22 protein-coding genes are annotated in these 23,160 nt (G+C 49.3%); 9 read left to right on the top strand and 13 right to left on the bottom strand.

The genetic code is table 11. The features are described from left to right. Positions 1–88 precede the first annotated feature (88 nt). Positions 89–574: a GNAT family N-acetyltransferase gene (locus DFQ00_RS19470; protein WP_110898148.1), complete on the bottom strand. Its 486-nt coding sequence runs from the start codon at positions 572–574 to the stop codon at positions 89–91. A gap of 108 nt (positions 575–682) precedes the next feature. Next, entirely contained in the window at positions 683–871 is a 189-nt protein-coding gene (locus DFQ00_RS19465) for a hypothetical protein (protein WP_110898147.1), read from the bottom strand. Positions 872–1,098: 227 nt separating this feature from the next. Here DFQ00_RS19465 and DFQ00_RS19460 point away from each other — a divergent pair, with 227 nt between their 5' ends. Continuing rightward, positions 1,099–1,971, top strand: a complete 873-nt coding sequence (locus DFQ00_RS19460) for a hypothetical protein (RefSeq protein ID WP_110898146.1) — start codon at positions 1,099–1,101, stop codon at positions 1,969–1,971. A gap of 92 nt (positions 1,972–2,063) precedes the next feature. On the opposite strand, the gene DFQ00_RS19455 is transcribed toward DFQ00_RS19460, so the two are convergent. The 6 genes from DFQ00_RS19455 to DFQ00_RS19430 all read right to left on the bottom strand — a co-directional run bounded on the left by DFQ00_RS19455 (position 2,064) and on the right by DFQ00_RS19430 (position 8,234). After that, positions 2,064–2,855 (bottom strand): nucleoside phosphorylase, encoded by a 792-nt coding sequence (locus tag DFQ00_RS19455; RefSeq protein ID WP_110898145.1) that lies wholly within the window; start codon positions 2,853–2,855, stop codon positions 2,064–2,066. A gap of 1 nt (position 2,856) precedes the next feature. Then, positions 2,857–3,528, bottom strand: coding sequence for a sulfite oxidase-like oxidoreductase (locus DFQ00_RS19450; RefSeq protein WP_110898144.1), 672 nt, complete (start codon positions 3,526–3,528; stop codon positions 2,857–2,859). 19 nt (positions 3,529–3,547) lie between these two features. Then, on the bottom strand, positions 3,548–4,471 hold the full coding sequence (locus DFQ00_RS19445) for an ABC transporter permease (protein ID WP_110898143.1): 924 nt from the start codon (positions 4,469–4,471) through the stop codon (positions 3,548–3,550). After that, a complete protein-coding gene (locus DFQ00_RS19440) occupies positions 4,455–5,522 on the bottom strand; it encodes an ABC transporter permease (protein WP_110898142.1) in 1,068 nt (355 codons plus the stop codon). Before DFQ00_RS19440 ends, DFQ00_RS19445 begins: the two co-directional genes overlap by 17 nt. Beyond that, the gene (locus tag DFQ00_RS19435) at positions 5,519–7,018 is read right to left on the bottom strand and encodes an ABC transporter ATP-binding protein (protein ID WP_110898141.1); all 1,500 of its coding nucleotides are present in this window, start codon (positions 7,016–7,018) and stop codon (positions 5,519–5,521) included. Before DFQ00_RS19435 ends, DFQ00_RS19440 begins: the two co-directional genes overlap by 4 nt. Positions 7,019–7,202: 184 nt before the next feature. Continuing rightward, the gene (locus DFQ00_RS19430) at positions 7,203–8,234 is read right to left on the bottom strand and encodes a BMP family lipoprotein (RefSeq protein ID WP_110898140.1); all 1,032 of its coding nucleotides are present in this window, start codon (positions 8,232–8,234) and stop codon (positions 7,203–7,205) included. 276 nt (positions 8,235–8,510) lie between these two features. Between DFQ00_RS19430 and DFQ00_RS19425 the strand changes: the two genes are divergently transcribed. From DFQ00_RS19425 to DFQ00_RS19415, 3 genes are all read left to right on the top strand, one after another. Beyond that, positions 8,511–9,950, top strand: a complete 1,440-nt coding sequence (locus DFQ00_RS19425) for a hypothetical protein (RefSeq protein ID WP_110898139.1) — start codon at positions 8,511–8,513, stop codon at positions 9,948–9,950. 244 nt (positions 9,951–10,194) lie between these two features. Beyond that, positions 10,195–10,803 carry a DUF5317 domain-containing protein gene (locus DFQ00_RS19420; RefSeq protein ID WP_110898138.1) on the top strand — a complete coding sequence of 203 codons (609 nt, stop codon included), beginning with the start codon at positions 10,195–10,197 and terminating at the stop codon, positions 10,801–10,803. 362 nt (positions 10,804–11,165) lie between these two features. Further along, on the top strand, positions 11,166–12,998 hold the full coding sequence (locus tag DFQ00_RS19415; protein ID WP_110898137.1) for a bifunctional diguanylate cyclase/phosphohydrolase: 1,833 nt from the start codon (positions 11,166–11,168) through the stop codon (positions 12,996–12,998). 109 nt (positions 12,999–13,107) lie between these two features. On the opposite strand, the gene DFQ00_RS19410 is transcribed toward DFQ00_RS19415, so the two are convergent. Continuing rightward, positions 13,108–13,296, bottom strand: coding sequence for a hypothetical protein (locus tag DFQ00_RS19410; RefSeq protein ID WP_110898136.1), 189 nt, complete (start codon positions 13,294–13,296; stop codon positions 13,108–13,110). A 357-nt stretch (positions 13,297–13,653) separates the two neighbouring features. On the opposite strand from DFQ00_RS19410, the gene DFQ00_RS19405 reads away from it, so the two are divergent. The 4 genes from DFQ00_RS19405 (at position 13,654) to DFQ00_RS19390 (ending at position 18,018) form a co-directional block, all read left to right on the top strand. Further along, on the top strand, positions 13,654–14,484 hold the full coding sequence (locus DFQ00_RS19405; RefSeq protein ID WP_110898135.1) for a sensor histidine kinase: 831 nt from the start codon (positions 13,654–13,656) through the stop codon (positions 14,482–14,484). Between the two features lies 1 nt (position 14,485). Beyond that, the gene (locus DFQ00_RS19400; protein ID WP_110898134.1) at positions 14,486–15,142 is read left to right on the top strand and encodes a response regulator; all 657 of its coding nucleotides are present in this window, start codon (positions 14,486–14,488) and stop codon (positions 15,140–15,142) included. 278 nt (positions 15,143–15,420) lie between these two features. Further along, a complete protein-coding gene (locus DFQ00_RS19395; protein ID WP_110898133.1) occupies positions 15,421–17,136 on the top strand; it encodes a copper resistance protein CopC in 1,716 nt (571 codons plus the stop codon). 66 nt (positions 17,137–17,202) lie between these two features. Next, positions 17,203–18,018, top strand: a complete 816-nt coding sequence (locus DFQ00_RS19390) for a YcnI family protein (RefSeq protein WP_110898132.1) — start codon at positions 17,203–17,205, stop codon at positions 18,016–18,018. A 153-nt stretch (positions 18,019–18,171) separates the two neighbouring features. Here DFQ00_RS19390 and DFQ00_RS19385 read toward each other — a convergent pair whose 3' ends face one another. The 4 genes from DFQ00_RS19385 to DFQ00_RS19365 all read right to left on the bottom strand — a co-directional run bounded on the left by DFQ00_RS19385 (position 18,172) and on the right by DFQ00_RS19365 (position 21,901). Next, entirely contained in the window at positions 18,172–18,444 is a 273-nt protein-coding gene (locus DFQ00_RS19385; RefSeq protein ID WP_110898131.1) for a hypothetical protein, read from the bottom strand. Between the two features lie 68 nt (positions 18,445–18,512). After that, positions 18,513–19,853, bottom strand: a complete 1,341-nt coding sequence (locus DFQ00_RS19380) for a Tle-like phospholipase domain-containing protein (RefSeq protein WP_174812216.1) — start codon at positions 19,851–19,853, stop codon at positions 18,513–18,515. A 16-nt stretch (positions 19,854–19,869) separates the two neighbouring features. Continuing rightward, positions 19,870–20,151 (bottom strand): hypothetical protein, encoded by a 282-nt coding sequence (locus tag DFQ00_RS19375; RefSeq protein WP_110898130.1) that lies wholly within the window; start codon positions 20,149–20,151, stop codon positions 19,870–19,872. Positions 20,152–20,644: 493 nt separating this feature from the next. Continuing rightward, entirely contained in the window at positions 20,645–21,901 is a 1,257-nt protein-coding gene (locus DFQ00_RS19365) for a DUF445 domain-containing protein (protein WP_110898128.1), read from the bottom strand. 384 nt (positions 21,902–22,285) lie between these two features. On the opposite strand from DFQ00_RS19365, the gene DFQ00_RS19355 reads away from it, so the two are divergent. Beyond that, positions 22,286–23,113, top strand: a complete 828-nt coding sequence (locus DFQ00_RS19355; RefSeq protein WP_110898126.1) for an aldo/keto reductase — start codon at positions 22,286–22,288, stop codon at positions 23,111–23,113. Positions 23,114–23,160: the final 47 nt, after the last annotated feature.

The following is a 23,160-nucleotide window of genomic DNA, read 5'->3' as shown; positions in this document are numbered from 1 at the left end:
TTCATTCATTCTTTCTGTAGCTTAACATACCCCCATGGGGTATTCAAGAGTTTTCTGTTTTTTTAAAATGAACGTTCTGTGTATGTACTTACAATTCGTATTCCATTCTGCTGCTGCGCACCTTCAGCCCCATCTGCTCATAGAAGCTCTGCGCATGCGAGTTAAACGTTGAAACCGTTAACTCCAGATGGTCTGCCTTCAACTCCCGTCCCAGCTCCAGCATCGTTTGCATTAAGCGTTTACCTGTGCCATACCCCCTATGGGTAGAATCCACCACCAGTTCATGAATGTAGAGCATCTTGCGATCAGCAAAAAGAGAGTGCTCCCGAATCACGCTCAGCTGTGCACTGCTGAATCCGATCAGCTCCCTTGTCTCCGCATGCTCCGCGATATAACAATAGCGCTGCTCCATGGACAGCCAATCCGTATATTCCTGTTCTCCCAGCCTGGGCTGCAAAGGCTTGTATATGTCCGGCCTTGCCTGTACATGCATCTCATGCAGATCATCCAGCAGCCTTGACACACCGGTGTAATCCGCTAATTGCGCCTTTCGAATCTGCACTGCGTTATTCATCCTCTTCCCTCACCCTTTCACGATGTTTCCCCAACATTATACAAGGATGAAAAAGCAGATACCATCCTGCGGTACCTGCCCTGTTGATCAGTCTATTCGGATAGACCCTTATTTTTTGGCAGACGTATGGTTTTCTTCATTAAACGCAACCGGCGACGGCTTGGCTGCCCACTCATCTGCCTGCGGCTCAATGTCCACGCCGTTCATCATCTTCTTTTTTTCCATCAAGGAATCGCCGTCTTCGTCCATCTTGTTGCGAATCGCTGCTTCATCCTGAGGTTGATTGTTCTGTGTCATCGTGTGAGTCCTCCTTTTGCAGTTTCATGTTGGATTATGTTCCTGTATATCGTTACCCAATGATTTCAATATCATACGGAATACACCAAAGTGAACCTGTCGCTTTCTCTCCTTACAAGGGAAAAAATTATTTTTATGGACTTAGGCCCTGTGATGTGTCACAAAAGTACTTCCTCGAACTGTTATATAGATGGATAGACAAATCATTATACTTGGAGGTATTTATTGTGAGGTCACTCTACAACGTATTCAGTACCATGGCGTTAGCAGGAATCATCGCCACAATATCCGTCGCTCCATTCTCCCCTTCGGCAAGCGCTGCCAAAGCAAAGACCGAAGCATCCACCACCGTCTCCGCAGCAGCATCCAGCAAAACAACCCCGGCACCAGCAGCGGTTATCAAAAAAGTAGAACAAACGCTCAAAACGCTGACCCAAAAAACATACAAGCTGGATAAAGGCAGTTACCTCGACGGTATCGGTTGGGATTTTAATGTGCTTGGCACACCTTTCCCAAGCCAGCTACTGGTTGATCTGAAAGGTAATATTCACTCTGGATTCATTCAAGAGAATGAAATCTCCTTTTTCTTCGAAAAGAACAAACTCAGCTATACCCAAGAGAACGCGGCCATCGAGGACTTAGCCCCACAGGATATTGAAGCAGCCGAAGCGGTGTTTGGCAAACTCGATCTACCTATGGGGGAGCTGCAGGGTGTAGTGCTACAGCACAAAGGAAAGAAACATATTTACGAGTTTATGTATGCCACTGAAAAATACGGAACATGGATCGGGGTAGATCAATCCTCACATCAGGTTGTAGCTGTGAACGCAATTGGCCTCAGTGATGATATTTATAACAAGGGGCAAGAGGCCGTGGATGAATATTACAGAAAAATGAAGGCTATCACCGCCAGGCAGTTACAGGAGACCGGTGTGGCACAGGCCAAGCTTCTACTCGGCATAGATCTGAATGGCCATACGGTAAAAAAAGAGGCTTTCCCGTCGGATCGTGCCGTATTTACAAAAGAAGGTGCTCCTACCGTAGAAGGCCGCTTTAATTCGGATGGTGGCTTCTATTCCATTCATATCGTATACAACTAACCGACAATCTCTGCCCGTCAAAGGTAATCAACAAAAATAGCGTCCCTGACGGTTTATAACCGTAGGGGCGCTATTGTGTATGTCCTGTTCCATTATTGCTGTGCCTGATCCTGACGAGCAAGTGTAGCGAGCGCATGAAGCGCAGCTTCGATCTCGTGCTCCACGGCCTTAGCGACCGCATCCGTATGCGGATCATATTCCGCAGCCAGATCACTGTCTGCGAAGCCGTCGATCGCCACGATCGCTCCAGCCCGCGCACCGCGCAAGGTGCTTACGATATAGAGCGCTGCAATCTCCATCTCGGCAGCAAGCGCTCCGGCCTGCTTGTACTTGCGATGTGGAATGTCCTCCACACCTGTGAAGAACGCATCCAGCGTAACTGTAATGCCTGTGCCAACCTTGGGCGCATGGGCATTCACAGTAGAAGCCTCGTCCTCCGAAGCGACTTCACCACTACCCACTTCACGAGCGGCCGCAACCAATGCGCTGGTCACGTCGATATCTGCCACAGCCGGGAAACCGTCCGGTACAAGCTGACGAGTCAGCCCGTCCGAGCGAACAGCTGCCGTGCTTACAATTACGCTGCCTGCAGGATACTCGGCAGTATATGAACCTGCTGTACCTACACGAATCAGCGTGGTCACCCCGGCACGAATCAGTTCCTCGAAGCAGACGGCTGCCCCCGGTGATCCTACACCATGGCTGACAACAGCAAGCCGAGCACCTTCATACATTCCGACAAATGTACGATATTCGCGACTGAAGGCCAGTTCTCTGGCATCCTCAAGCTTGCGTGAAATCTTCTCCGCACGGGCAGGGTCACCACATACGATCGCATAGGCCGGCATATCCTCCGAATGAATCTGCAATATCGGCATCAGCATATTAATCAAACTCCTTCTTCGTCCACTCATCCTCAGGAATCGGCAGATCATCGCCCGAGAAGCGCTGCTCCTTGAACGGGTCAGCGAAATGGTGGAAACCATTGCTTTCCCAGAAGCCGTTGCGATCCTCTGTCATAAATTCCAGCCCACGCACCCACTTTGCACTTTTCCAGAAGTACAGCTGCGGCACAACCAGTCGCAGCGGGAAGCCATGCTTAGGCGTGAGCGGCTCACCGTTATATTTGAATGCAAGCAGCACATCCTCATGCATCAGCTCTTCGAGCGGCACATTCGTCTCATAATCATGATCCGCATGGATCATGACATACTTCGCTTCCGGCTTAACGCCAAGCAGCTTCACAAATTCCGAGAAGCGGATACCCTCCCACGGTGTATCAAACTTCGACCAGCGAGTAACACAGTGAATATCACTGACCATGTTCACCTGCGGCATCGCCTGAAGCTCGGCCAGAGAGAACACCTTCTCTTCTTCGACTTCACCAAAAATCTTCAAATCCCAAGTGGAGAGGTCATACTCCGGCACTTCCCCTTCATGCAAAATCGGGAATTTCTCCGTCAGCACCTGACCTGGAGGCAGCCGATCTCCGTAATCGACGCCTGCTTTTGGTGGCGGTGTTTTCGTTTTTTTCAAACGTTCAGCCTTGTTATGCATGTCTTGTGATTCCTCCTTATTAACGCGAGCTTCCGCCTGCTTTCAATGCATCCTGCGCATAGGTCCGGTCTTTGAAAAAGAACATCGCCACCAGTGTTACAATGTACGGCAGCATCATCGTGAAATGGGTCGGGAGAGAGAAGCCCTGCAGACGAATACTGAGTGCTTCCATGAAACCAAACAGCACACTGGACCCCATCACCCCAAGCGGATTGGCTTGTCCCAGCATCGTAGCAACCAGAGCGATAAAGCCGCGGCCCGCAGTCATGCCTTCGGTAAACATCGTGACCTGACCGAGTGACAGCTGCGCTCCAGCCAGTGCACATAGCACGCCGCACATCAGCACAGCGCCATATTGAATACCACGCACCTTGATGCCGATGCTCTGTGCTGCGATCGGATTCTCACCGACGGAGCGAAGACGGAAGCCGGACACACTTTTAAATAGATAGAACTGTAACGCAATGACAATAATGATACCGAGATAAACGAGCGGGCTGTGCCCCGAGAACACCGTACCGACCCAAGGGATATCCTTGATCAATGGAATGTCCCATTTCGGCAATCCCACCATATCCTTGTCGTAGTATGCACCCTTTACATCAAAGATCGCACGCAGGGCAAATGTCGTGAGTCCCGCCGCCAGAAAGTTCAGCGATATACCCACCACAATGGCATTGGCCTTCAAGTTGATGCTTATAAACGCGAAGAGCGCCGAGAATAACATTACAATGACGATCGAGAACAACACCGCCAGCAATACGTTGCCAAACAAATAGTTACCCACAATCGCAGAGAACGCGCCAATCAGCACAAGTCCCTCCAGACCCACGTTGAACAGACCGACACGCGAGCATAAAGCCCCGCCAAGAGCTGCCAGCAGAATCGGCGTCATGATACGCAGAGTTGAGCCAAACATGGCTGCATCAAACAGTTGTTGCATTGGACTTTTTCTCCTTTCTCCGCTTCAGGAAAGAGTAACCGATCTGTGCCGACACAAATAACGTCAAGACCGCCTGAATAACGCTACCGACCTCCAGCGGTACATCCGTGTTCCGCTCCATGCCCATCGCACCGGTCTGCAAAGCCGCCAGCAGAATCGCGGCAAAGGCTGTACCGAGCGGATGAGAGCGAGCAAGCAATGTTGCCATAATACCGCTCCATGCATAGCTGGCCGAGGATAACGAGCCATCCAGAAACCGGTACTGTGTTCCGAGCACTTCTCCTGCTCCTGCCAGACCCGCCAGACCACCGCTGATGACCATCGACAGCATCATCATGCGAATACGGCGCACACCGCCATATGCCGCAAAGGAAGGATTGCTACCCAGCATGCGAATCTCATAACCCGTCACCGTTTTGTGAGTAAACCAATAGATCAGAATCGCTGCCACCACGGCAATAATGAAGCCAGCGTGCAGACCCATGCCCTGAAACAGCTTGGGCAGCCAGATGCTCTGATCAATCATTGGTGTCTGTGCCATCGCCGCCGAGCCTGTCCGGTCTTTAAATGGATACGAAACCATGTACCCGCCAAAATAAGTTGCGATATAGTTAAGCAGCAATGTCGTAATTAACAGATTCATGCCAAAGCGCGCATCCAGCCAGCCTGCCAAAAGGGACCAGAGGCCGCCGACGAGAATGCCCGCAGCAATGGCCACAACGCAAACAAACCAGCCCGGCCCAGGCAGATAAAGCGCCGTGAGCGCCGCACTGAGTCCTCCAAGAATCATCTGACCTTCCGCACCCATGTTGAAAAATCCGGCGCGGAAGGCCAGTGCTACGCCAAGTCCAGCCAGAATAATCGGCGTGGCACGAGCCAGTGTATTCGTGAAGAAGTAGAAGTTGCCGAAGGCCCCCTTCCACATCTCTGCGTACGTATCTATTACGTTGCCGCCTACGACCAGAATGGCAATCGCACCGGCAAGCAAGCCGATCAGTACGGCAAGCAACGGCTGTACCAGTCCGCGAAGTGTTTCATTTACCCGATTCATACCCGCTCTTTCCCTCCTGCCATCAGCAAGCTGATCTGTTCTTCTGTCGCTTCCGCTGCTGCAAGTTCTCCGGCAATCTCACCTTCGTACATCACAATAATGCGATCCGATAATTGCAAAATCTCTGACAACTCCGATGAAATCAGCAGAATGCCCGCTCCCTCATTACGCTTGCGCAGCAATTCAGCATGTATCGTTTCCATCGCACCGATATCCACTCCGCGTGTCGGTTCAGCTGCAATTAAAAACGGCGTATCCTGTGCAAATTCACGGGCTGCAATCAGCTTCTGTAAATTACCACCTGACAGAAATTGAGCTTTCGTTTCCGCAGAGCCTGTCTTGATGCTGAACTGTTTAATCCAGCTCTCCACGAGAAGCTTGGCTGCTTTGGCCTTAATGATGCCTCGTCTCTGCAAGCGATGATGGTGTCCCATCAATCCGTTTTCCTTCACGCTGGCGTCCTTAGCCGCTCCCCACATGTAACGGTCCTCTGGAATATGTGCAAGTCCCTGCTCCCGTATCCGGCGAACCGGCCAGTTTGTCGTATCCTGCCCCGATAAAAGCACTCGCCCGCCATCGGGCTTCCGCAGCCCTGCAATCACCTGAATCAATTCAGATTGACCATTGCCGGAGATACCAGCAATGCCCACTACTTCGCCTTTTCGAACGTGCATATGAATATCCTTGAGTGCTGACCGATCTCTTGCACCCGACAGGTGCACACCTTCCACCTGAAGTACAGCTTCACCCGGTACAGACGGCTGCTTGTCCATACGAACCAGTTCACGTCCAACCATCAGACGTGACAATTCCTCCACATTCGTTTCCTTCGCTTCTAATATACCTGTGACTTGTCCATCCCGCAGCACAGTGATTCGATCCGCAACATCCATAACCTCTTGCAGCTTGTGTGTAATGATTACAAAGGTTTTGCCAAGCTTTGCAAGTGATCTCATGTTTGTCAGCAGCTCTTTCACTTCCAGCGGAGTGAGCACCGCCGACGGTTCATCCAGTATAATGATGTCTGCTCCCTGATGCAGCACCTTGAGGATTTCTACGCGCTGCTGCATGCCGAGCGGGCATTCAGCTACTTTTTTCCACGGGTCCACCGGCATTCCATATTGTCTGCCCAATTCGTCAACCTGAGCTGCAGCTTTTTTCCGATCAAATACCCCCGCTGCCGCAGGTTCACGCCCAATCACAATATTCTCAGCCACCGTAAAGGATGGAAACAGCATGAAATGCTGATGTACCATGCCGATCCCGCTGGCCATCGCCTGAGAAGGTGTTGCAAAGCTGACCTCGCGTCCACGAACCTTGATCGTGCCTGATGTGGGCTGCTCCATCCCATACAGCATACGCATCAGCGTTGTTTTTCCAGCTCCATTCTCCCCGACCAGTGCGTGAATCTCTCCCTCGCGCAGATTAAAATGGATCTCCCGGTTCGCCGTGAAGTTTCCATATTTCTTCGTAATCTGCTCCATCTCCAACAGCATATCTTGCGTTCGCTCCCCTCGGTTGATATAAGTTCAACATAAATGGTCACTGTTAACAGTAGCAAAACCGGCTGCCTGGTTGGGCAGCCGGCTAACTAGATTGATTACTCATCCATCTATGGATGGCTTTTCTTTCATATGAAATATTTCAGATCATATTCAAGAAGTGAATTTACAATCCATACTACTGTTGCAATGGGTCTTTCACTACAATTTTACCGGATACGATGTCATCTTTGATCGCTTTAACCTTGTCGATAACCTCTTGTCCAACAAATGCATTGAGTGGAGACTGACTGTCACGTGTAACGTAAGTCAGGCCTACACCGTCTTCTTTCAAGCCGTAGTTTACAGCACCTGCTTTGAATTTGCCTTCTGCAAAATCCTTCACAGTTTCATAAGCAACCGTATCTGTGGATTTCAACTGAGAAAGCACGATATGCTCCGGATCTTCTACTGTACGGTCTGTATCCTGACCCGAAGTATAGAAGCCTTTTTCTTTTGCAGCTTCGAACACGCCGAGATCACCTACAGCAGATGCACCCGCGATGAAGTCAGCCCCTTTACCGAATTGCACCAGTGCCAGCTCTTTCGCTTTGGCAGGGTCATTGAAGCCACCAACATAGTTTACAAGGAATTCTGCTTTGGGATTAACCGATTCCAGACCTGCTCTGAAACCTTCTGTATATTTCTTGATCAAAGGCACGTCCATTGCAGCAATCATGCCCACTTTATCTGTTTTAGTAGAAAGTCCGGCAGCAGCACCCAGCAGATACGCGCCTTCATACTCACGGAAACCAACGCTACGAACGTTAGGCAGATCAACTGTCGTATCTACAATTGCAAACGACTTGTTTGGATTCTCGGCAGCCACCTTTTTCAGTGCATCCTCTGCCTGGAATGTTGCTGTAATAATCAGATCATAGTTCTCGGCAACAGCTGCACGAAGGTTTTGCTCAAATGCAGCAGGGTCTGTTGATTCAATCGTTTTGGTATCTACCTTGAACTCCTTGCCTGCTTTTTTGAAGCCTTCATCCATCTGTACAAAGAAAGGGTTAACCCCGATTTTTTCAGGAAGTACAAGTGCCATCCGCAGGGATTTTTCAGAATTGCCGCCTTGAGCGGATTGTTCGTCTTTAGAAGCCGAATTCCCACAAGCAGCCAGCAAAATAGCGACCATTACAATTGATAAGACGAACGATAAACCTCTTTTCATTTTCGAAAATTCCCCTTTTCAATATTCTTTTTTTATATCCTAGCGGATAATGTCGATCCTTGTCAATACAACTTTCAGCGTATACACTCATATGGAACAAGTTCGTAAAATTTGGATTTCCAGCCTCTGGAAGCCCTGCCGTGATTGGTTTTTTTTCGTTGACATTTGGCGCGACGCCGTGCTAAAGTCAATCCAATTATTGTATTCTGATAGGTTTTGTCAGAATTATGTCATATTCCCCTATCATATTCAATTCATTCTAAGGAGGACTTTCTTTTGCAAAAATTCACAAAAATTACGCTGGCAGCTCTGCTAGCCGCTCCGGTAACGCTCGGCAGTCTCAGCTTCAGTCTGCCCGCTTCTGCTGCTACAGCAACCCCGGTTCCGGTTGCACCCAAGGCTCAACTGACTGTACAAGCACCCTCAACCAAACCAGCCGCTGTCTACAGCGAGAGCGCTGCAGATTTTGCTCAATTCCTGCAAGCCAAGTACGGTATCCAGTTGCCACAGCAAGCAACCAAAGGTGATTTTCTTCAAGCGATTGCCGCAATTGCAGCAACAAGCACTACGGCCACAGCTGCAAATAAGGATGCCGCACAGGCACCTGCCTTTAGCGATCTTAAACCGGGTGATGCAGCCTACGATGCAGCCGTTGCCCTGTTCAATAACGGAGTTTTGACCGGAACAGAAGTACACGCCAAGGATCAGCTGAGCATCTACGCGGCAGTATTCCTTGCCGTAAAAGCAGCCGGATTCAAGGAGCTCGCTTACACTTACCCTGCTGACAAAACAGCCAAAGCACTGGCAAAAGCCGGAATCAAGCCTAACCGCCTGCAAGGAAAATCAGCGCAGGAACTCGCTGCTGCAATTGATACAGGACTGGTTCCAGAAAGCTTGTATCCCGCGCTTGTTAAGGGCGGTGCTGCAAGCAAGGATGCAGCCAACCTCTTGCTTGGACGTGTGCTGGTCAGTCAAGGGAAATACAAAAACGAAATCGGACGCTCCAGTGATGCAGACATCTACTCCAAGCTCTATGCTGCATATCGCACAGCTGATCTCATCGAAGCTCCCGAGCTGAGAAAGATTGTAGATCAGGCGCTGCGTGAGGATCTCGTTACAGGTTACAACCTCAAGGACAGCCGCTTCGATTCCAATTTTATTGATGAATTGACGTTGACTTATGGTCATGACAGCATCAACCATGCAGTGCAGCTGATCGGATTGCTTCGCAGTGAAGGCATTGACGCCGATGTGCAGTTCCAGCCTAAAACCTCTGCCTTCATCTATCTGAAGGAATGGGGTGAACCTAAAGAAACACCGGATTACAAAGTTACACAGATTGAAAATGGAAACTATATTGCTTATGCCAAGGAATATGACATTCAGTTTGAATTCAACAATACAGCTGACAAAGCACGTTTTAACGACATCGTACTGAATTACGCCAAGAAGAACAGTAACAGCACATCACCGCTCATTATCAACTCCTGGTGGCAGCCGCTGTATTATTCTCCGACAGCACTGGCGAACTTCCCGATGATCACCAATAGCAAAATCACGCTCGGTCATTATTATGCTCAATCCTTCTCACTGAAAGAAAATGCCAAGGCTATTCAGGACGGCTTCCGCAAGCTTGCTCCTGAAGCGAAGATCACCTCGTATAACTTCTGGGTGGATCAGCCTTTCTTCAATTATTTGAATGGTGGCTCGGAGTAATCAGCCTTCAAACAATTTATTGACTAAGATTCCCCGTTTATAGCAAACAATACAACCGTCTTCACCGATTTGGATTCAGGTTTCGACCTATGTTTTTCGGTGAGACGGTTTTTGTCTATGCATTTACAAAATTCTTCTTAAAAATCAGACGTCTGATGCAGGAATTGCCAAAAACAGGTCGAATTTCTTATGTACACAAACACGCAATCACCGTTGCGCATCTCCGCAAGAACAGGAGTTAATCATGGTATATGACGGTATTCTGATCGGCTTGATTGTTGGTCTGTTCAGAGGCGGTGTCCGGCACGGACTCCACCAGTTTGCTTCACTCCGGCTACGCGGTGGCTGGATCTTCCCTCTGTTGCTGCTCTTTCAATTTGGCATTTTCTATCTGCAGGAACGCTGGAGCTGGATCGCATCAATAAATGGTTATCTGTTTGCTGCTGTATATATTACCGGGCTTGGTTTCCTGTGGATTAACCGACATCATCGGGGTTTCACACTAATCTGGATCGGGGTGTTTCTTAACTTTCTCGTGATGGCTGTCAATGGAGGCCGGATGCCCGTTTCTGTGGAAGCCTCGGCAGTGCTCGGTCCCTTTTATGTCGATCTGCTTCGGGAAGGCGGAGCTGTATCCAAACATTACATGATGGACGCCTCAACCCACCTGGCATTCCTCGGTGATATCATCCCGCTGTCCAGCCCGTATCCACGGACACAGGTCATCAGCATCGGTGATGTTGTGATGAATGTTGGTATATTCCTGTTCATCCAGCACATCATGGTGAATCGAGGCGCGAAAGTAGCGTCATCCTCAGAGACAGAAACAGCAGAAACATACCAAACCCAATGAGCATCAGACAGACTCCAAGGAAGGGAGGTCTTTTTCCATGAAGAAATTCGAGGGTATCAAATATTCCCGAATTGTTATCAACGCAATCATCGTAGCTTCTGTCGTTGTGGCACTAACTTCGGGGTACAAGCTTGGCGGCTAGGTTCTACTGCCAACCAGACAAACAGGCTGCGAGCGGCCTGTTTTTTCTTGCTGGATTTTTGGGAGCGATCTTGTTATGTTAAAAAACATATAGTATATCTCTATACAAGAATAACCAATATAAATGCAACAAGTTACTCACACGTAAACGAGACGTTGTGCTGTAGCGTTCATTTATCCCTAACATCAAGAGATGACTAAACCCAAGCAGGAGATTTTTTATGAACTTTATCCGTAACCTTATCCGCAAAGCAGATCGAAGCAAAATGTATGTTGTCGGCCTCAGCTGCACCGGGATTGGCGTTTTTATCTATACGAACCAGTGGTCCTATTTCCACCTGTCTACAGCCGAATGGGTCATGGTTTATACCATGCTGGGAGCTGCGCTCATCCTCGACTATTTCACATTCCAGATCCCCCCAAAGGGCAATCAGCAATCCATGGATTCCTCTGTGTATCTGGCCTGCATATTCATGTTCAGCGGAGCATTCAGCCTCTCTGTGTTGCTGCCGATTTCCATCATACTGTTAGTCAAAGACCGCAAGCTCGCCTGGTGGAAGCATGTCGTCAACTTCAGTATTTATAGTCTCATGATCACAGGAGCCTCTGTCGTGTTTGAGTGGACAGGCGGGCAAGCCGGAGCAATCAACGGGTATAACCTGTTCCCTTATTTTGCTGCTCTGGCAGCTTATTTTATGATTAATACAATCACGCTGGGATTGTTCTTTCATTTTTCAACCAAGGATGCATTGCAGCAGATGAAACGGGTATTCGTAACCGAATCCCTTCTGGTGTATCTATGTACGCTTATTCTGTCGCTGGTGCTTACCATTCTGGTTGTGCATAACGGCGTGCTTGGTCTACTGTTGTATCTGAGTCTTAGCATCCTGTTGTCCCACGCGTTCAAGCAGCTATTCATCATGTACCAGTCCATTGAAGAGAAGGCAAATTCGGATCAGCGGACAGGTCTGTTCAATCATAGTTATTTCGAGAACATGCTCGAGATTGAGCTTAATGTGGCACGCACACAGGAAACCCCGCTTTGTCTCGGACTGCTGGATATTGATGATTTCAAAAAATATAACGATCAGTTCGGTCACCTCCAGGGTGACAGCCTGCTAGCCTTGCTCGGGGATTTTCTGCTTCGCAAAACTGCGGGTACTCCCGTTACTGCTTTTCGCTATGGAGGCGAGGAGTTCACCCTGCTGATGCCAGGCATGGAGCTCGATGAGTCCTACCGTTTCATGAACAAGCTGCGCAAGCAGCTGAATGATACGCCATTTGAGGGAGTCGAGGTGTTACCACACGGTTGTCTCTCCTTCTCTGCCGGAGTTGCCGCATATCAGGTGGATATGTACAACAAGTCTCAACTGGTGGATCAAGCGGACAAAGCGCTCTATTATGCCAAAAAGCAGGGCAAAAACAACGTGCACCGCTACGGCAGCAATGACGGCATGGAGCACGAGATTGATCTGGTTCAGGACGTCCGTGACATCGAGCAGCAGCTGAACCTGTTTCAATACAAAGACATGGATACGTTCAAACATTCCAAGAGGGTCTACAAGTACGCGCTGGATATTAGCGAGGTGCTCAAGCTGGACAATGCGGAGAAACGGCGTTTTGTGCTCGGGGCCTTGATTCATGATATCGGAAAGCTGGAGATTCCGTGGTCTATTCTGAACAAAAAGGAAAAACTTACAGTAGAAGAATGGGATACGATTAAGGGTCATGTAACCTGGGGCAAAAAAATGGTGATGACGAATGATCGCTTCGCCGATCTGATTCCGTATATCGAACTGCATCATGAGCGCTACGACGGTCAAGGATACCCTTATGGCCTGAAGGGACAAGAAATTCCGAAGCTGTGCCGGATGCTGACCGTCATTGATTCCTTTGATGCCATGACAACCGAGCGTCCATATCAGGAGACAAAAAATATAGATGAAGCCATTGAGGAGCTGAGAGCATGCTCTGGCACACAATTTGACCCGGAGCTTGCGGAATTGTTTATCCGTTATATCCAGAAGCGTACCGCTCATCAGCGATTACCGTAGACGCGCGGCTCCAAAAACGTCAAAGCGCTATCCCGTCCAGGGATAGCGCCATTTTCATTTTCATCGTGATGTAATCTCATACCAGATATAATGGATATATTCTGGAGCTTCAGTCCTGTGAGACTTCTTCGCTGCTCATCGTATTGAGTTCATGTGAGGTCTGGTGCAGCTCTTTGATCATCTGCTGCAAAAACATGTTGTCCTGGCGACTGATTCCGTGCTGATTGTCTTGAATAAGCATCTGGTGAATGTTCTTCTTGAGCAATTCACTGCGACGTTCCAATACTTCTTGACTCATGTTGTTGCGTCACTCCTTAACATGTTTTGTAATGATTTCTCGTTCTCTATAAGTATAGAGGACCTTCCCTCATAGCGAAAACGGGCAGAGCCCTCCTGAGAAGAGCACATCAAGCCTCACCTAGCATGACAACATTTCACCCTGTGTCATTCTTAGATATGCTTCTGTATCCTCCATGATCCTGCCCCCTTTCCTGCAAATAGCCCGGACTAGGGTCTTGGACAAGGTTGCGTTATAATAATGCCATTACACTTCATTACACTCATTCCATTGATGTCACCATACTAATAACGTCTGAGAACTAAGTTTCGATCTGCCCTATCACGTATCCAGGCCAAATAAAGGAGTTTTGCAAGCATGTCTTACAAACAGATTAAATGGATGATTTTGCTCATCCCCACCATTACGGTAGGGCTATGGGAATATATTCGCCACCAGTTTCTAATGCCTTATCTGTCAATGGATGCCGGAAACTGGCTGACACCTGTCATCGTTTATCTTGTCAGTGTGACGTTGCTGAGCCGTTTGTTCCGCATGCTGGAAAGTGCAAGGGCCGCTCTGGAGCAGGAGCGGGCATCCAAGACTGCTCTCGAAGCCCGCGATCAGCTGGCCCGTGAACTGCATGACGGCATCTCACAATCCTTGTTCCTGCTCTCTGTCAAAGCAGATAAAGCCGGACGCAGCCTCAGCGGGACCAATCATGAGCAAGACATCCGCGAGATTCAGAAAACGGTACATGAGGTCAATACATATGTAAGACAGTCCATTGCTCAGTTGCGTTATGTGCCTTCTCCCACCGCTGATCCTGAAGCAATTGCCCTGCAAGTGCAGGTTGAATCCATCGTCAGCGATACTGTACCTGAAGCAGACATGCAGTGGCACTGGACTGAAATTTCTCTCTCCGCCAAAGAACAAGTGGAGCTGCTGGCCTGTATTCGGGAAGCACTCCTGAACGTACGCAAGCACGCCAAGGCTTCCAAGGTGCAGGTACATGCCGAAGGTAGCGTCTCCGACTGGCTCATTCAGATTCAGGACAATGGCATTGGCCTACAGGGAGACCCGATGCTGCTGAAAGACCGCTATGGCCTGCGAATCACAAAGGAGCGAGCCGAGCAGATGGGCTGGTCATTCCGACTGGAATCCAGGCCCGGTGATACGCGAATGATCATTGGAAAGGGGCGAACATAATATGGAACGGGTTCGTGTACTTGTCGTGGACGATCATGCGCATGCACGTGAAGCGATCTGCAGCATTTTATCGGAGGATAGCCTGTTTGAGGTCATTGGCATCGCGAGAAACGGTCAAGAAGCACTGGAGCAAACAGAGCAGTGGATGCCTGACCTGATTCTAATGGATGTTCAGATGCCCGATATGGATGGACTGGAGGCAACGAGACAGATCAAGCTGCGTTTCCCATACGTTATCATCGTAATGGTGACCGTATCAGATGATGTCACCTACCTCTTTGAAGCATTGAAGCAAGGAGCTCAAGGTTATTTGCGCAAAAATCTGTCTCCCTCCACCTGGCTTGAATACCTTCGAGCAATTGTCAGTGACGATGCACCACTCAGCAAGGAGCTGGCGTACCGCATTTTGCAGGAGTTTCCATCCCCCCGTCATGAGGAGATACAGGAAAATCCGTTAACGGCCCGTGAACTGGAGATCCTACAGTGGGTATCAGCCGGATATACCAATCGCGAAATAGCCGAGCAGTTAGGCATCTCCGATCAGACGGTGAAGAATCATCTAAAAAACATTTTGCAAAAGTTGCAGCTGGAGAACCGGGTTCAGCTTACACGTTATGCGCTGGAGAGCGGACTTGCCGGACGCAAGTCGCGTAAGTAACGTGTCACGAACCGTGCACACGCCAGAATTATCCAAACACACGAGCAATGGAGGATACCATACGTTCAGCATGTGATGCTGTGCGCAATGTAACAGCGCACCAGCATCACATATTTCATTTCATGCATTTGTCACAATTATGCGGTAATCTATGATTTTATATAGCCCAATGTAGTCATACGCCTTTATTTTGGACAAAGTTATAATGGTATAGATTGTGCGCGAATGAACAATTATGGGAATAAACTGCAAATCTATAACCTGAGGGTGATGAATTTTTGAATACAAGAAGCTTGAACCTGCGATGGAGCAAGCGTCATTGGATACTGCTCACCAGCCTGCTGCTGGTGTTCTGCCTTGTGATGCCGCAATGGGCATCTGCACATGCTTATGTTGTGAAGTCATCGCCGGAGGAAAATGAATTGCTCGTCACCGCACCTCAGCGACTGACGCTGGAGTTTAACGAATCACTACAGACCGCCTTTTATGATATTAAAATTACCGACCCGGATGGCAATCCGGCAGGCGACGGCAACGTACAGATTGACCCGCAGCGCCCGCATATTCTGGAAACCGGTTTACGCACCGGGCTTGGCAACGGTACGTATGCGGTCAGCTGGAAAGCAGTATCTGCGGATGGCCATCCCATCTCTGGAGCGTATGTGTTCCATATCGGCGAACCCTCCGGCTCACCTGTCGGTCTGAAGGACCTTGCGTCCGGTTCAGGTGCAGCCGGAGGACCCCTGAAATGGATCGTTTCGTTTACCGACTGGATTCAGTATCTCGGACTGTCGATCATGCTGGGAGCTCTGGCCTTTCTCATGCTGAGAATCGCCCCCGCATCGCTTCAGCGAGAACCGATGGATGTACCTGGCAGCTACAAGCTGATGTGGATTAGCTACGGTGCTGCATCCTTCGCCGCACTGGTAAGCCTGCCACTGAACACCCTGTACGAATCTGGTGTGGAGCTGAATCAATTCAGCTGGGCTTTGATGGGCAGCGCACTCAAGCTGACCGCCTTTGGACAGACCTGGATGCTACAGATGCTAATCGCCCTGCTGATCGCCGTTACACTTTTATCAGGTTATGATCTCGACCGAACTATACGTGTGCGCATCTGGTCTTCATACGGAACGTTACTGCTTGTACTGGGCTGGCTGCTCACACACGCCATGACCGGGCATCCCGCTGCTGCGGAGCAGCGCGTGCTTGCCGTGACCATGGATTTTATCCATCTGGTGGCCGCTGCGTTCTGGATCGGAGCTCTCACCGCCATGGCGGTATGCCTGCCTCTGCTGACGAACCGGCTGCCTGCCAAGGTACGCGGTGAGATATACTGGGCTACGCTACGCAGATTTATGGCTTGGGGGATTGGTGCCGTTGCCATTCTAGTCGCTACCGGCATCTATAGCAGTCTCGTCATCCTGCCTGCACCGATGTTTAAGTCCCTCTTCACGACAGCCTACGGGCTTGTGCTGATTGGCAAAATCGTGCTGCTTCTCGTGATGCTTGCGTTCGCAGGATATCATGCCAAGCGGGCAAGAGCCGCTACGGGAGCACGCCTATCCGGCAGCCTGAAGGCTGAACTCGCTACAGGTGCCATTGTACTTGCACTGGCGGCAATCCTGACCCATCTTTCTCCTGGCCAGCCAGCGTCAGCCGGACCTTATCAAGGCACAGAGACAACAGAGGATGGCTCAGTAATCACACTTCAGGTCAGTCCAAACGTGACGGGAGAGAACCAGTTCGAAGTCGGCATCAAAAAAGCCGACGGCAGTGTGATCAAGGACCTCGAACAGATCACGTTGTCCCTGACGCATCTGGATATGGACATGGGCATTTACGAAATCACCATTCCGAAGAATGATACCGGCATCTACAAGGCAGATGACTACATCTCCATGCCCGGAAATTGGAGCATTAAAGTGCATGCGCTGACACGATCGCTCGATGCGCTCGATGCCGAGTTCAAGATCAATGCAGCCAAGCCATAGTTCATGTCTTAAATGACCTGAGCAGGACAACATATATTTTACAACGAATTGAGAGGGGTTATGAATATGAAGAAAACATCATGGGTATCCAAGCTTACATCAACGGTAGCAGCAGGTGCAGCAGCATTTCTGCTGTTTGCCAGCTTTGCCAGCGCTCACGTTACGGTAAATCCGTCCAACGCACAGACAAGTGCATGGCAGATGTACACCATTAAGGTGCCATCCGAGAAAGAACTGCCAACCACCAAAATCACACTGAAAATTCCGAAAGAGGTTGCGTTCAAGCAATATCAGCCGCTTACGGGCTGGAAAATTTCAACCGAAAAAAATGACTCGAACGAAGTAACCTCCATTACGTGGGAGGTTGACGGAGATAACCAAGGGATTATGGCTGGACAGTTCCAGCAATTCAACTTTGTTGCACAGAACCCGAAGACTGAAGCAAAAGTAGCGTGGGATGCGTTTCAATACTACAGCGATGGAAGCATTGTAGAATGGACAGGCCAGCCTGGCGACAGCAATCCCCACAGCATCACCACGATTAGTGAAGAACCGGTCGCTGCCGGCACTGGTGCAGCTGGAGATGACCATCACAGCTCGGGTACAGCAGGGGCGGGACATGACAGTGCAGGTACAGCTGGCAACACGTCAGGTGGCACATCCAACAATACAGCCTCTGACACTTCGAGCGATGGCAAAAAAGCGAATGATGACACCACGCTGGGCGATGCCCTCTCAGATACCGTAAAAGGTCAACCTAACAACACAGATACGGATACGGGAACGCTGAAGCTTCAGCAAGCAACGCTGATCGTCTCCATTCTGGCTTTGATCATGTCCTTCCTGGGCATCGCACTCGCAACACGTCGCAAAAAGCGTTAATTCACACTTAAATATGCCGTGTCATAATTGAATGAATAGCGAATTCTCATGTAAAAAGGAGTCTGCGCCCTAAGGGAACATCCCTCTGGTGCAAGACTCCTTTTTATTTCATACGATGTATGCCATCCGCAATGTGGCAGTACACGTTGGTGTTTAGCGCTGCTGATCCGTTTGAATCATCACTTCAATGTACTGATTCAAGCTCCGCTTCTGCATTTCAATTGATTGAATACGCTTGGCGAGACCTGCGAAGAATTCTTCAATCTGCTGCCTCGTATAGTTGGCAGACTGCCCTTTCCAATCGTTCAAGCGGCTGTAAAGCGCTCTGGCCTCCTGCTCATCTGCTTGCAGACGAACAAGCAGCTGTGTCAGTTCTTTTTCCGCAATCCGCAGGTCATTCAGTTCCACCAGTAATTGTCCGCTCACTTGCACCCCTCCCCTTATATGCACACTTCTAACATCGACTGCTCGCACTTCACTCGAACGGGCGGGACTCAGTTAAAATGACGAACCGGGCTTTCATCCGCCTGCCGGAAGGCCTCCGCCTTCTCTTCAATAAAGGTCAGGAACTGGCTTGTATGTTTCATATGCCATGTGCTCAGCTCCTGAATGGATGCATCCAGCTGCGTTACGATAGGCTCCAGCCTGCGGCTTCGGCTCGAATGCAAATATTGGGCCATACGTGTCCGCACCTGATTAAGCTCCGCATTACACTGCAAAGCATTCTGCTTCCATCGGGAAGCGACGCTTTTCAGCTCTTCCGGCGTGACCTGGATCAGACCAGACCCAAGTACCCCGGCCATGCCTTTGCCTGCACCCAGTCCCAAGCCCAACGGACCTATCGCTTTACCAAGCGGCCCCAGATTCTCCATAAGCCTTGGTGAGTAACGAACGCGCTCGCCCGTAACCGGATCATACAAATCATTGGAGATATATCCGTTCTTGAAGTCATACTGATCCAAGCTGTGATAGTTTTTTCCACCAAATGTATCCTTCACCTTATCAATCAGACTTACGCCATCGTTCGCATCCGCATAATTGGAATCTATATAATACGTAGAGCCCACATGACGATCATATCCACCTAACGCTCCGCTGGCGACCAGATCTCCTGGACTGGCATAATTTGTGACCTGACCATCAAGCTCGCCCGCCTCCACTCTGCGGCGCATTTCAGGGGTCAGATTCCCCATAACGGACGGTGCACTGAAAGTAACAGCTGGAAGACCCGTATAAGCAGATGCATACTGTGCATCGCCACCCCCAAGAGAATGCCCGGTCAGGGAAAAATTCAGATCACTATACTTATCCTTCATGCGGTTTGCGTAGTTCTCAGAGTGATACATCTGGTTAGCCCAACCCGTAGGGGATAGCGTTCTCTCGATATCCTTCACACGGTCGCCCGCCCAATTCTCCGCATCTCTTAATCGCTCACCTGCCCAGCCTTCCACCCTGGATACCCCTGTGACATCCTTGACATGCTGAACACCCTTGTCAAGCCATTCCGGCGTCAGATTGTCGACAGCTCTCGTAGCCTCCTGTTGTCCTTTACGAATTAATTCTCCGCCCCCAATACGAGCATCCATCACGAAGTCAGGTATGGAGCGATCAAGAGGCGCACTGCCTTCTGTTCCCCGGTACGCAATCACAGCTTCCTTCGTCTCCGGGTTGTAGAACGTTACGGCATCAAAGCCGGACAGCTTGTCGCCCTCCGTGCCCTCCAGCACTTCCCAACCTGGAAGCTCTGTCAAGCGGTCACCTGTCTTCTGATCCTGATAAGCTAACTCTGACAGCGTTTTATACGTTTCGTCATCAATATTCCTGCCGTTACTCACTCACTGCACCTCCCCTTTATTTGGCGTATGGATCATGTCCTTTGGCCCGGATCACTTCCTCGATTTCTGGACTAATCACGAGATTTTTAGTGATTTTTTTCTTATAATCATACGAGATGCCAAAGCTCTGGTCCGTATGATCCTTTACATGCCCTTTAAGTCCAATCTGCGACATCGCCATCTCTGGCAGCAGCTCTTTGCTTGTAATGACAACATCCAGATCAAACTTTTCTTTGAAATGCTGTACCACAACCTTCTCAGCCTCTTGGTACAACGCCTGTTTCTCACTTTCGGTCATCTTCTGACACCCTCCCAGTAATATAGTAAACACCATCATCAGTGCAAATAAACCTTTCATCCATCTTGTGCGCGGAATAGCAATTCCCCCTTTTGGCTTAAACCCTTATATGTAAAAAACGCCCCTCTCAACTGTTACATGCATCATAGTACAAAATCAACATACGACACATCGGCTCACAGGAGCGTTTTCCTGAAACTTTTTTCCTAGATGATTCATGCCTATATTTGGGTGTATATTACCCTCTTCCCATACCTTTGTATCAGCCCGGACTGAATTTTTCCATCTCAAAGCAAAAACGTCCTCCCTAACACCTCTGGGTGTCAAAAAGAAAGCCTTCATTGGTTTGAATACATCCTGCAATTCTAAACCTTGCTATCCTGATGTGAAACGAAATGACATGTCTCATTGACCCCAATTACCAAACAAGAGCCTGCTCTGATAAGAGCGGCTCTTGTTGTCCACCAGCCAGCTTGTGGCCAGCCCTGCCTTATTACTCAAGCACCATCCGCAGCGCAGTCAGCACAACCCCGATAATAAAGCCGGTCACTGCGCCGTTGATCCGAATCCACTGCAGATCCTGCCCCACCTTGTCTTCAATTAGCGAGATGAGCGAAGCATTGTCCATTTTATCTACATTTTCACGAACGAGATTCCCGATTTTGGAATGGTTTTTCTCCAGCAGCGTGGTGACGCCTTCTACAATCTTCGCATTCATACCTGTCATTAATGCTTCATCTGCACGCAGATCAGCCAGAACTTTCTCGATTGCAGGTAGTGCATACGCATCTACGTAACGACCATCCTCCATCGCCACCAGCGCTTTATCCCGCATCTCCGTGAGCTTGTTCAACACGGTTTCCTCGGCATTCCAGCCATCCAGCAGATTGTTCTTCCAGCCGTTAAGGCCATCCTGCACAGCCTCGCTTACCGCAAGACGCAACGCCTGCGTACGCAGCATATTTAGTACTTTGTAGCGCAGCGCACTGCCCTCACGTTTCATATCCTCTACCCGGTCAAAAAGATATCCTTGAATAATGCCGCCTAGACGGTCCTCATTCAGATATCCCATGAATGCGTTCATCGCAAACTGCATGAGTCCGTTCATCTGAATACCACTGATTGCTTTCATGCCGCTCTCACCCAGAAACATAATCGTCTCCGGCTGCACCAGCCACTCCTCCGCCTGCTTGAGTGCATAGTCCAGAGCCTGAGCATCATATCCTTGTTCTGTGACCTGCACTGCGGCCTTTTCCAGAATCGGCCCCAAGTCAAACGCTCCGGCTTGTGACTTGATCTCTCTGGCAACGATTGGAGCAATCTGCTCCAGCGGAAGTCCTGCCAGAATACGCTTGCACAGCGTATCCAGCATTGTTTTGATCCCGTCACTGTGCAGCTCTCTCCCCAGCGTATCAAGGACTGTCTCCGCTGCTTTGAAGCCGGCAATTTTCTCAGTGATACTATCCTTATTCAGCAGGTTATTCTCAACAGCAGAGACCAGACCTTCTGTCATTTTATCCCGATTTTTTGGCAGCAGTGCCGTATGCGGGATGGGAATGCCGAGCGGATGGCGGAACAACGCTGTAACTGCAAACCAGTCTGCAAGTCCACCTACCAGCCCGGCTTCAAAGGACCCTACCAGAAGTTTACCTACGGGAACGCCCTGAAACGGTAAAGATGCTGCAAAGCCGGCACCCATAATTACGAGTGACCAGGCTGCTGCTGTTTTGGTTTTTTTAGGTTTAGCCATGATTCATCTTGCTCCTTTATCATTCATCTTGCGGCACGGAGGTTGTTACCGATAAACCGCATCTTGATGGTTAAAATTATGTATAAGCTTCATACTGCTCAACTGGGCAGATTCCGATTCATGAAGAGCCGCTGTGTTGAGCACGCTTCATTCTTTTTCTCGTATAATTCATCTTATCACCCGGAAGCGCTAAAACCAAACCTGCCGCTGCCGGAAAAGGATAAAACAGGAGCTTTTTCACCTGTGAAATCACTATGCTTTTTTAATGTGCAGGAAAACTTTAGTATAATAAGAGAGGACAGTCTGGTCTACATACGATTGGTTCCCAGGCTGCAGGGTAATAACTTCAGGTAAAGCGAAGAATCAGAGGAGGAATGACAGATCATGAAACACGTTCAGGACACAACAACACTTAATAACGGAGTCAAAATGCCTTGGCTTGGATTTGGCGTATTCAAAGTGAAGGATGGAGATGAGGTCGTAAACGCAGTAAAAACAGCGATAGAGGCCGGATACCGCAGCATTGATACCGCCAAAGTATACAATAACGAAACGGGTGTGGCGCAGGGTATTCGTGAAGCCGGTGTGGCCCGTGAGGATCTGTTTATTACAACCAAAGTGTGGAACAGTGACCAAGGCTATGAAAGTACACTCGCTGCCTTCGAAGATAGCATGAAACGCCTGGAGCTGGATTATCTCGATCTCTATCTGATTCACTGGCCTGTCAAAGGCAAATATAAAGACAGCTGGAGAGCGCTGGAAAAGCTATATAAAGAAGGACGTGTACGCGCCATCGGCGTGAGCAATTTCCAGATTCATCATCTGGAGGACCTGATGATGGATGCAACCGTGAAACCTGCTGTCAATCAGGTTGAGCTTCATCCGCTTCTCACCCAGACGGAACTGCGTGAATACTGCAGCAAACACGAAATTCAGATTGAAGCCTGGTCTCCGCTGGGACAAGGCCATCTGATGGAGCATCCTTTGCTTCAGGACATTGCTGCGAAGTATGGCAAGTCTCCGGCACAAGTTATTCTGCGTTGGGACCTTCAGAACGGTATTGTGACCATTCCGAAATCGGTAACTCCCGAGCGTATTCGGGCTAATACCGAGCTGTATGACTTCGAGTTAACTGCTGAGGATATCGAACAAATCAACAGCCTGAACGAAATTAAACGTTTTGGCTCCGATCCCGATAATTTTAATTTCTAAACCAGAATAGCCTGCTCATCATTCCTTACTTGCGGAAATAGAGGCAA

This window comes from Paenibacillus barcinonensis, from assembly GCF_003217495.1.
Lineage (GTDB): Bacteria > Bacillota > Bacilli > Paenibacillales > Paenibacillaceae > Paenibacillus > Paenibacillus barcinonensis.
Note: the sequence above shows the minus strand (reverse complement) of the source record. Positions and strands in the feature narration are given on the sequence as shown.

Coding starts and splice junctions, on each gene's coding strand:
- DFQ00_RS19410 (WP_110898136.1), bottom strand. CDS start 13,296: ATGAGTCAAGAAGTATTGGAACGTCGCAGTGAATTGCTCAAGAAGAAC.
- DFQ00_RS19355 (WP_110898126.1), top strand. CDS start 22,286: ATGAAACACGTTCAGGACACAACAACACTTAATAACGGAGTCAAAATG.
- DFQ00_RS19400 (WP_110898134.1), top strand. CDS start 14,486: ATGGAACGGGTTCGTGTACTTGTCGTGGACGATCATGCGCATGCACGT.
- DFQ00_RS19390 (WP_110898132.1), top strand. CDS start 17,203: ATGAAGAAAACATCATGGGTATCCAAGCTTACATCAACGGTAGCAGCA.
- DFQ00_RS19430 (WP_110898140.1), bottom strand. CDS start 8,234: ATGAAAAGAGGTTTATCGTTCGTCTTATCAATTGTAATGGTCGCTATT.
- DFQ00_RS19420 (WP_110898138.1), top strand. CDS start 10,195: ATGGTATATGACGGTATTCTGATCGGCTTGATTGTTGGTCTGTTCAGA.
- DFQ00_RS19465 (WP_110898147.1), bottom strand. CDS start 871: ATGACACAGAACAATCAACCTCAGGATGAAGCAGCGATTCGCAACAAG.
- DFQ00_RS19470 (WP_110898148.1), bottom strand. CDS start 574: ATGAATAACGCAGTGCAGATTCGAAAGGCGCAATTAGCGGATTACACC.
- DFQ00_RS19415 (WP_110898137.1), top strand. CDS start 11,166: ATGAACTTTATCCGTAACCTTATCCGCAAAGCAGATCGAAGCAAAATG.
- DFQ00_RS19405 (WP_110898135.1), top strand. CDS start 13,654: ATGTCTTACAAACAGATTAAATGGATGATTTTGCTCATCCCCACCATT.
- DFQ00_RS19365 (WP_110898128.1), bottom strand. CDS start 21,901: ATGGCTAAACCTAAAAAAACCAAAACAGCAGCAGCCTGGTCACTCGTA.
- DFQ00_RS19435 (WP_110898141.1), bottom strand. CDS start 7,018: ATGCTGTTGGAGATGGAGCAGATTACGAAGAAATATGGAAACTTCACG.
- DFQ00_RS19375 (WP_110898130.1), bottom strand. CDS start 20,151: ATGACCGAAAGTGAGAAACAGGCGTTGTACCAAGAGGCTGAGAAGGTT.
- DFQ00_RS19445 (WP_110898143.1), bottom strand. CDS start 4,471: ATGCAACAACTGTTTGATGCAGCCATGTTTGGCTCAACTCTGCGTATC.
- DFQ00_RS19450 (WP_110898144.1), bottom strand. CDS start 3,528: ATGCATAACAAGGCTGAACGTTTGAAAAAAACGAAAACACCGCCACCA.
- DFQ00_RS19440 (WP_110898142.1), bottom strand. CDS start 5,522: ATGAATCGGGTAAATGAAACACTTCGCGGACTGGTACAGCCGTTGCTT.
- DFQ00_RS19455 (WP_110898145.1), bottom strand. CDS start 2,855: ATGCTGATGCCGATATTGCAGATTCATTCGGAGGATATGCCGGCCTAT.